General features: G+C 74.4%; 9 protein-coding genes. 1 reads left to right on the top strand and 8 read right to left on the bottom strand.

The genetic code is table 11. The features are described from left to right. The first annotated feature begins 131 nt into the window (after positions 1-131). Complete coding sequence (locus tag AH6_RS39800; RefSeq protein WP_067491236.1) at positions 132-2,234, top strand: MMPL family transporter; 2,103 nt, start codon at positions 132-134, stop codon at positions 2,232-2,234. Between the two features lie 87 nt (positions 2,235-2,321). On the opposite strand, the gene AH6_RS39795 is transcribed toward AH6_RS39800, so the two are convergent. The 8 genes from AH6_RS39795 to AH6_RS39760 all read right to left on the bottom strand — a co-directional run bounded on the left by AH6_RS39795 (position 2,322) and on the right by AH6_RS39760 (position 8,261). Continuing rightward, positions 2,322-2,612, bottom strand: coding sequence for a hypothetical protein (locus AH6_RS39795; RefSeq protein WP_157432012.1), 291 nt, complete (start codon positions 2,610-2,612; stop codon positions 2,322-2,324). An 87-nt stretch (positions 2,613-2,699) separates the two neighbouring features. Then, on the bottom strand, positions 2,700-3,953 hold the full coding sequence (locus AH6_RS39790; protein ID WP_067491232.1) for a hypothetical protein: 1,254 nt from the start codon (positions 3,951-3,953) through the stop codon (positions 2,700-2,702). Beyond that, positions 3,950-4,306: a hypothetical protein gene (locus AH6_RS39785; RefSeq protein ID WP_083983912.1), complete on the bottom strand. Its 357-nt coding sequence runs from the start codon at positions 4,304-4,306 to the stop codon at positions 3,950-3,952. The genes AH6_RS39790 and AH6_RS39785 overlap by 4 nt, the downstream gene beginning before the upstream one ends. After that, entirely contained in the window at positions 4,303-5,394 is a 1,092-nt protein-coding gene (locus AH6_RS39780) for a molybdopterin-dependent oxidoreductase (protein ID WP_067491230.1), read from the bottom strand. Before AH6_RS39780 ends, AH6_RS39785 begins: the two co-directional genes overlap by 4 nt. Further along, a complete protein-coding gene (locus tag AH6_RS39775; protein ID WP_067491228.1) occupies positions 5,376-5,984 on the bottom strand; it encodes a class I SAM-dependent methyltransferase in 609 nt (202 codons plus the stop codon). Before AH6_RS39775 ends, AH6_RS39780 begins: the two co-directional genes overlap by 19 nt. Beyond that, on the bottom strand, positions 5,981-6,613 hold the full coding sequence (locus AH6_RS39770) for a TIGR04282 family arsenosugar biosynthesis glycosyltransferase (RefSeq protein WP_083983911.1): 633 nt from the start codon (positions 6,611-6,613) through the stop codon (positions 5,981-5,983). Before AH6_RS39770 ends, AH6_RS39775 begins: the two co-directional genes overlap by 4 nt. After that, positions 6,610-7,272 carry a glycosyltransferase family 2 protein gene (locus AH6_RS39765; RefSeq protein WP_067491226.1) on the bottom strand — a complete coding sequence of 221 codons (663 nt, stop codon included), beginning with the start codon at positions 7,270-7,272 and terminating at the stop codon, positions 6,610-6,612. The genes AH6_RS39770 and AH6_RS39765 overlap by 4 nt, the downstream gene beginning before the upstream one ends. Beyond that, the gene (locus tag AH6_RS39760; RefSeq protein ID WP_067491246.1) at positions 7,269-8,261 is read right to left on the bottom strand and encodes an NAD-dependent epimerase/dehydratase family protein; all 993 of its coding nucleotides are present in this window, start codon (positions 8,259-8,261) and stop codon (positions 7,269-7,271) included. Before AH6_RS39760 ends, AH6_RS39765 begins: the two co-directional genes overlap by 4 nt. Positions 8,262-8,263 lie beyond the last annotated feature (2 nt).

Below are 8,263 nucleotides of genomic sequence, written 5' to 3'. Positions count from 1 at the left end.
ACTCGTCTAGGAGGGAGTCGCGGGCGGCCTCGGCGGTCCCTGCGAGGGGGCCGAGGTCCGCTCCTGGCGGCGAAGCGCCGGAGACCTGCTGCGGGCGAGCATCAGGGCAGCTCACCGATGTGGAGGCTGTCATGATTTCCAGGGTTACCGGGTTCTCGGCGCGGCGGCCGCTGCTCGTCGTCGCGGTCTGGGTGCTGGTGCTGGGGGCCGGGTTCGGGATCGGCACCGGCGTGTTCGAGCGGCTGGTGGCCGACGTCGGGACCGTGCCGACCAGCGAGTCGGGGCGGGCCGAGGACCGGTTGGAGAAGGTCGCGCCCAGCGGCGAGACGCTGACCGCCGTCATCTCCGGACGGCCCGTCGACGACGCGGGGCTGCTGCGGGACGTGAACGCGGCGATGCGGCAGGCCAGGGCCGTGCCGGGCGTCGCCGAGGTGGCGGGGCCGCTGCCGTCCACGCGGACGGGACGGGCGGTGCTGGTCGAGGTCGGGCTCATGCCCGGCGACGGCATGGAGGACGCGGCGGAGGCCGCCGCCGCCCGGCTGCGCGCCGTCCCGGGCACGACCGCGCACGTGGCGGGCGGGCCGCTGTCGGACGCCGAGTTCGACGAGCAGGCGCAGAAGGACGTGGCGCGCGCCGAGATGTTGAGCATGCCGGTGGTGCTGATCCTGCTGCTGGTGGTGTTCGGCGGGCTGCTGGCGGCGGGGTTGCCGCTGCTGGTCGCGGTCGTCGGCGTCGGCTCGACGTTCGGCATCCTGTTCCTGTTCAGCACCGTCACCGACGTGTCGGTGTACTCGATCCAGATCACCACGATGCTCGCGGTCGGCCTGGGCGTGGACTACGCGCTGCTGGTGGTCAGCCGGTTCCGCGAGGAGCGGCGCACCGCGCCGGACGTGGCGGAGGCGGTGGCCCGCACCTGCGCGACGGCGGGCCGCACGGTGGTGTTCTCCGGGCTGACGGTCGCGGTCGCGCTGGCCGGGCTGGTGGTGTTCCCCGACCCGTTCCTGCGCTCGATGGGACTGGCCGGGGCCGCCGTCGTGCTGGCCGACATGGCGGCCGCGCTGACGTTGCTGCCCGCGCTGCTGCGCCGGTCCGGGCACCGGATCTCGCCCGCCAAGCCGAAGGCCGAGGGCGACGGCGCGTTCGCGCGGATCGCGCGCGGCGTGCAGCGGCGGCCGGTGCTGGTGCTGGTCGCGGCCGGGGCGGCGATGGTGACGCTGGCGCTGCCGGTGCTGGGCCTGAAGATCTCCGGCGGCGACCCGCGGCTGCTGCCGGACTCCACCACCACGCGCCAGATGTGGAACGACCTGACCGTGCACTTCCCCGAGCGGGCGCACTGGTCGGGCGACATCCAGGTGCTGGCCGACGCGCCGCTGACCGACCCGGGCGTCGCGGGGCTGCGCGAGCGGATCGCGGGCATGCCGGGCATCGGCGCGGTCGAGGCCGAGCAGGTCGGCGGGGTGAGCGTGCTGCGCGCCGAGCCGCGCGGGGCGGCCGAGGACGCGGCGACGCGGGACGCCGTCGAGGCGGTCCGGAACCTGCCGTTGCCGTTCGAGGTGCAGGTCACCGGCGACACCGCCCGCTTGATCGACTACCGGCAGATGTTGTCCGACCGGCTGCCGTGGGCGGCGGCGGTGGTCGCGATCGGGACGTTGCTGCTGCTGTTCGCCTTCACCGGGTCGGTGCTGCTGCCGCTCAAGGCGGTGCTCACGAACCTGCTGAGCATCGGCGCGGCGCTGGGCGTGGTGGTGTGGGTGTTCCAGGACGGGCACCTGGCCGGGCTGCTGGGCAGCGAGGGCCTGGGGTCGGTGAACCTGACCGTGCCGGTGCTGGTCGGGGCGATCGCGTTCGGGCTGTCGGTGGACTACGAGGTGTTCCTGCTGTCGCGCATCCGGGAACGGTGGCTGGCCGGGGCGACGCCGCAGGAGGCGGTGGCGTCGGGGTTGCAGCGGACGGGCGGCATCGTCACGGCGGCGGCGCTGCTGATCTCGGTGGTGTTCGCGGGCTTCGTGTTCGGCGGCTTCGCACCGATCAAGGCGATCGGGCTGGGCCTGGTGCTGGCGGTCCTGCTGGACGCGACGCTGGTGCGGATGTTGCTGGTCCCGGCGACGATGACGCTGCTGGGCCGATGGAACTGGTGGCTGCCGGGCCCACTGGGGCGCGTGCACGAACGGCTGGCACTGAGCGAGACGGAGACCCCGTCCGAGCCGGAGAAGGCACTGGCCGCGCACCGATGACGGACCCGCGCACCGCCCGCCTCCCGAAGGAGGCGGGCGGTGCGCGTGGCGTCAGTGCTTGTGCGAGACGGGCGGTGTGCGCGACGTCTAGTGCTTGTGCGAGGCGACCTGGTCGGCGTACACGCGTTCGGCCAGGTCGAGCCCGGGACCCGGGCCGAGGTGGCATTCGGCCTTCACCTGCGCCGCGCCCTTGAGCATCCCCGCGTAGGTGGCGTAGTGCTCCCAGACCGAGGCACCGCAGTCGGCGGGCTCCCCCGGCAGGCAGCGCGGCGTCGTCATGCCCAGGGCGTGCAGGGCTGCCCGCAGCGCGCGGGCCTCGCGCAGCCATTCCGCCATCGTCCAGGAGGAGTTCGGCTGCCAGTTCGCAAGCGTTTCCATGAGCGCACGGTAGCCGGGACGTTACGGATGTGGCGGAAGGTTCGACCAAAGCGGTCTCACGCTGTTAGTTGAGGTTCGCGGGCGGGGTCACCATTCGGAGAGCACTAGGAGTTGCACCAGCAGGGCCGTTGCCGCTTGGGCGGCCAGCCAGGTTCGGGCTGGGGGGCGGTGTAGGGCTGCTGCGGTGACGATCCATGCTGCGTAGGGCACCCAGATGCGTTCGACCTCTCCCTTTGTCACGCCTGACACGTCCAGGGCGAGGGTGCCTAGTAGTGCGCCGCCAGCCAGCAGCGCCACGGGGATTGAGCGGCGGGGGCGTGTTAGGGCGTGCACTGTCGCGGGGCCTACGAGCAGGCCCAGGACGGCCAGGTTCGCGATCGCGAAGTAGGTCGTGGAGCGTTGCGCCGAACCTCGGCTGACCAGGTAGGTGTCGAGGGTCGCCGCTACTCCGTCGGGCCACCAGAAGCCCAGCGCGGTGAACGCGGCGGGCACGATCGCCAGGCCGCCGAGCAGGGCGAGCAGGACGCCGGGGCGGGGGCGGGTCAGGATCAGTACTGCTAGGGGGACTGCGAAGAGGGGGAGGAGGCCGTAGCTCAGGTAGGGGAGGCAGCCCAGGAGGAGGCCGCTTGCGGCGGCCAGCCATGGTTTGTTGCGTCCGGCCAGGGCCAGGAGCGCTGTTCCCCAGGCTCCTACGCCCAGGAAGAAAGCGTCCATGGCTGTGGCGATCCATAGTGCGAACGGTGCCAGTGCCAGGAACGGGACGGCGTTCCGTGCGATCTCCTCGCCTGCCAGGCGTCGCAGGGTGATCGTGATGGCGGCCACGGCCGAGCCGCCGACGGCGATGATCAGCGCGGCCGCCCAGCCGGTGCCGCGCAGTCCCGCCGCGTCCAGCGCCCACAACACCAGGGTCGGCAGCGGCGGGTGGCCGCGCACGTGGGTGGGGTAGGCGTGCAGGCGCTCGGTGAAGGTCTCCAGCCAGGTCAGGGGGTCGGGGCGGACGGCGGCCAGTCCCGCAGGGTATTCGGTGGGCGCGTCCAGCGGGCGGGACAGCGCGTCCCAGCCGTCGCTGAGGGCCAGCACGACCGTCCAGAGCGTGGTTGCGGCCCAAGCCGTCAGGGGTAGCGCCCGCCAGGGCAGGCGTCTGGCCAGTGGGGGCAACACCGCTACGCCTATGACCGCCAGCATCAGGGCGGGCAGGATCTGCCAGGTCAGCACGCGGAACTCGGCGTGCAGCGGCGGTAGCTTGTCCTCGGTCGCCAGGCCCGCGCGTCGCAGGTGGTGCCCGACGGCGAACGCACCGGCGATCAGGGCGGCCCAGAGCACGACCATGATCCGGCTCATCGGGGACGTTTCCGGCGCAGGAGCGCGGCGACCGCGATGACGGCCAGCACGATCAGCAGGTTGCGCCCGTACGGCAGCGGCAGGATCGACGGGTTGTCGGCGCGCTTCCCCAGCCCGAGGACCATCGGCAGCGCCACCAGCGTCACCGCGCCCGCCACCACCAGCGCGGCCCGCGTCCGCCGGTGCGTCACGACGGCCCCGGCGAGCAGGACGGCGGGGGCGAACAGCAGGTCGTGCACCAGGACCGCGCCGCCGAACCAGATCGCCCAGCCGATCAGGTCCACGTGGGAGGCCAGGCCGTAGGCGCCGTAGGCGATCAGCGCGCCGCCGACGACGTAGGCGGGGATCTTCACCAGACCTCCAGCCGGGTGATCCACTTGGTCTGCATGACGCCGGGCCGGTTGGGCGCGATCAGGCGGCAGGGATGGCCGTGGTCGGGGGCGAGGGGTTCGCCGTTCAGACCGAGCGCCAGCAGGGTCCGGGCGTCCTGCCAGTGCGGCGGATCGACCCGGGAGGTCCGGTAGCGGCCCCCGCGTTCGAGGGACTCGACGCGGACGCGCGCATCGTCGGCGACCCCGGCGCGGCGCAGCACGTCGCGCAGCCGCACGCCCCGCCAATCGCCGGACGCGCTCCAGCCCTCCACGCACGCGATCGGCAGCCGCACGGTGTGCTGCGGCAGGGCGCGCAGGTCGGCCAGTGACAGGCTGAGGGTCCGGTCGACGCGGCCGGTGACGGTCAGCCGCCAGGACGCGTCCGGCGTCACCCCGGCGGCCAGGGCCGTCCGGTTGACGGGCAGGTGTTGCGGTCCGACGCCGGGGCGGCGCGGCGCGAGCAGTGCCAGGCGGGCCAGCGGCGAGAACGTCTCACCGGCCGTGGTCAGCGCGACCGCTCCCCCGGCCGCCGCCACGGTCAGCAGGAGGCCGCGCCGGGAGAGGCCGTCCTCGGGCCGGGTCATGACGGTGCGGCGGACCTTGCCCCACTCGTTGGCGACGTGCACGACCAGCGCGCCGACCAGCACGTACGACGTCCAGTAGTGGGCGTCGGGGAAGAAGAACGGGAACGGGTACCAGTAGGCGATGTTGAACAGGCCGGTGGCGAGCTGGAACAACGAAGCGCCCACCAGCAGGAACATCACGCCGCGCTCGGCCGCGTGCGCGGGCGACCGGAACGGCGGCCAGCGGAACAACTTCGGGTAGACCGTCCACAACTTGGCCAGCAGCAGCGGAATCGTGGCGAGGCCGCCGATCACGTGCAGGCCCTGGGTGACGCGGTAGAAGCCGGACGGGCTCGACGGCCACGCCGCCCAGGACGGCGGGTGTTGCAGGAAATGGCTGATCAGGCCGGTCACGAACGCCGTGCCGAAGCTGATCCCGAGCGCCAGGCCGAGCCAGGCGGCGGCGCGCTCGTCCGAGCGCCGCCCGATCACAGGGACGCGAACCACCGTCCCGCCTCCTCCCAGATCTCGCCCACCGCCAGGCCGCACCTCGTGGCGAGCCCCGCGACGTCGTCGGCGGACACGTGCGCCCACGCGAACCACTCCCCGACCGCGCCGCCGGTGCGCAGCCGCACCGACTCGACGCGCGACGGCGCGCCCGGCGGGGCCACCTCGACGAGCACGCGGCCGTCGGGCGCGCGGAGTTCGGCGACGCGGCGCAGCAGCGCGGCCGGGTCGCCGCCGATGCCGATGTTGCCGTCGGCCAGCAGCACGGTGCGCCAGCCGCCCGCGCCGGGCACCGCGCCGAACACGTCGCGGTGCAGCGCGGGGCCTCCGGCGGCGACGGTGAGCGCCACCGCGTGCTCGGTGACGTCGATGCCGAGGGCGAGCACGCCGCGTTCGGTGAGCGCGACGGTGAGGCGGCCCGGACCGGACCCGACGTCCAGGACCGGCCCGGCGCACCGTGCCAGCAGCCCGGCGTCGCCGGGGCGCGGGGCGCGCCACTGGTCCACCGGGAGCGGGCGGCGGCGGCCCGCGCCGTCCTCGATCTCGACGCGGCGGCCGGTCAGCGCCTCCTCGTACAGCTCGCCGATCATGCGCGGGCCGCCGTGTGGTGGCGGAACGCCGCCGCGAAGCGGCCGTGCGGGGCCAGCGCGGCGACCACGGCGGCGTCGGCGGCGGTGTCCACGTCGGTCAGCTCGGGCAGCGCCGCCACGCTCAGCCCGGCGGCGCGCAGCCGGGCGAGCTGGTGGCGGCCGGTGTCGGGGCGCGACATGGGCACGCCGCGCAGCAGCGCCGCGTCGGGGCGGGTCAGGCCGAGCAGCCAGAAGCCGCCGTCGGCCGCCGGGCCGAGCACCGCGTCGTGGGTGCGCAGCGCGGCGGCGGCTTCGCGCAGGTGGTCGGCGGTGAGCTGCGGGGTGTCCATGCCGACCAGGACCAGGGGGCGGCCCGCGTAGGCGTCGGCGAAGGCGTGCGCGAGCCGTTCGTCAAGGCCGTCGCCGCGCTGCGCGAGCACCTGGAAGCCGGGCGGCAGCCACGGGCCGGGCGCGCCGTCCAGCGCCAGGGTCCGCGCCCCGGCGGGCGCGGCGGCGACGGTGGCGAGGGTGTCGGTGAGCGCGGCCTCGGCCAGCGCGGCGGCCTCGCGGTGGCTGTAGTGCGGGGTCAGCCGGGTCTTGACGCGGCCGGGCACCGGCTCCTTGGCGATGACGATCAGGTCGGCGGTCACGGCGTCACCTCCGCCAGGACGCGGCGCATGTCGCGGACGGCGCGGACGGTGCCGCGCACGGTCCCGGTCACCTTCGACCGGCCGGTGCGGGGCAGGTAGGCGACCTCCAGCTCGGTGACGCGCCAGTTCGCGGCGGCGGCGCGCAGCACCATCTCCAGCGGGTAGCCGAACCGGCGGTCGGCCAGGTCCAGGTCCAGCAGGTCGGCGCGGCGGGCGGCGCGCATCGGGCCGAGGTCGTGCAGGCGCGTCCCGGCACGGCGGTTGAGCGAGCGGGCGAGGACGGCGTTGCCGAGCCGGGCGTGCGGCGGCCACGCGCCGCGCCCGGTGGGGCGGCGGCGGCCCAGGACGAGGCTCGGCCGGGTGGCGTCGAGCGCGGCGACCAGGCGCGGCAGTTCGGCGGGGTCGAGGGAGGCGTCGGCGTCCATGACGCACACGACGTCGGCGGTGGCGGCGAGCAGCCCGGTATGGCAGGCGGCTCCGAATCCGCGTTGCGGCGCTGGGACGACGAGGGCTCCGTATTGTGCGGCGACTTCGGCCGAGGCATCGGTGGAGGCGTTGTCCACGACGATGGGCCGGAATCCCTCAGGCATCCGCGACAACACCCACGGCAGCGCCTCGGCCTCGTTGAGACAGGGCAGCACGACGTCAACGGCGGTCATCGCGCGGAACCCGTCGAGGCGAGGGCGAATTCGGCCATGCCTTCGGAGAACGGCACCTGCGCCGTGAAACCCAGCTCGCGGCGTGCTTTTTCAGGCGAGGCCACGATGTGCCGGACGTCGCCTAGGCGATAGCCGCCCGTGACTACGGGATCGGGGCCGCCGTAGGCGTCGGCCAGGGCGTGGGCCATGTCGGCGATGGTGCGGGGTTCGCCGCTGGCGATGTTGTAGGCGCGTAGGCCGGTGTGCGTGGTCTGTAGGGAGAGGACGTTGGCGCGGGCGACGTCGCGGACGTGCACGAAATCGCGGCGCTGGCGTCCGTCCTCGTACACCTGGGGTGCCTCGCCGCGTTCGAGACGGGAACGGAAGAGGGCGGCCACTCCGGCGTAGGGGGTGTCGCGCGGCATTCTCGGGCCGTAGACGTTGTGGTAGCGCAGCGCCGTCACCGACGCGCCGGTAGCGCGCGCCCAGGAGGCGGCCAGGTTCTCCTGGGCCAGCTTGGTGTCGGCGTAGACGTTGCGCGGGTCGAGCGGGGCGTCCTCGGAGATGACGCCGGGGGCCAGCGGGTTGCCGCACGCGGGGCACGGCGGCTCGAAGTGCCCGGCCCGCAACGCCTCCTCGGCGCGCGGGTCCGGCCGTACGGCCCCGTGCCGGTCGCAGGTGTAGCGGCCCTCGCCGTACACGACCATCGAGGAGGCGAGGACCAGCGTGCGCACCTCCGCCCGCGCCATCTCCGCCAGCAGCACCGCCGTGCCCTGGACGTTGACCGAGGCGTAGGCGGGCAGGTCGGACATGTCCACGCCGAGGCCGACCATCGCGGCCTGGTGGCAGACGGCGTCGATCCCGGCCAGGGCCCGCGCCACGTCGTCGGGGCTCCGGACGTCCTGGCCGGTGCGCAGGTCGAACCCGTGCACCTGGTGACCGGCGGCCGTCAGAGCCTCGGCGATGTGGGACCCGATGAACCCGGACGCGCCTGTGAGCAGCACTCGCATGG

Origin of the sequence: Actinomadura hibisca NBRC 15177 (genome assembly GCF_001552635.1) — a bacterium.
Lineage (GTDB): Bacteria > Actinomycetota > Actinomycetes > Streptosporangiales > Streptosporangiaceae > Spirillospora > Spirillospora hibisca.
The sequence above is the reverse complement of the archived record's forward strand: the minus strand, read 5'-3'. Positions and strand labels throughout refer to the sequence as shown.

Coding starts and splice junctions, on each gene's coding strand:
- AH6_RS39800 (WP_067491236.1), top strand. CDS start 132: ATGATTTCCAGGGTTACCGGGTTCTCGGCGCGGCGGCCGCTGCTCGTC.
- AH6_RS39795 (WP_157432012.1), bottom strand. CDS start 2,612: ATGGAAACGCTTGCGAACTGGCAGCCGAACTCCTCCTGGACGATGGCG.
- AH6_RS39790 (WP_067491232.1), bottom strand. CDS start 3,953: ATGAGCCGGATCATGGTCGTGCTCTGGGCCGCCCTGATCGCCGGTGCG.
- AH6_RS39775 (WP_067491228.1), bottom strand. CDS start 5,984: ATGATCGGCGAGCTGTACGAGGAGGCGCTGACCGGCCGCCGCGTCGAG.
- AH6_RS39765 (WP_067491226.1), bottom strand. CDS start 7,272: ATGACCGCCGTTGACGTCGTGCTGCCCTGTCTCAACGAGGCCGAGGCG.
- AH6_RS39760 (WP_067491246.1), bottom strand. CDS start 8,261: ATGCGAGTGCTGCTCACAGGCGCGTCCGGGTTCATCGGGTCCCACATC.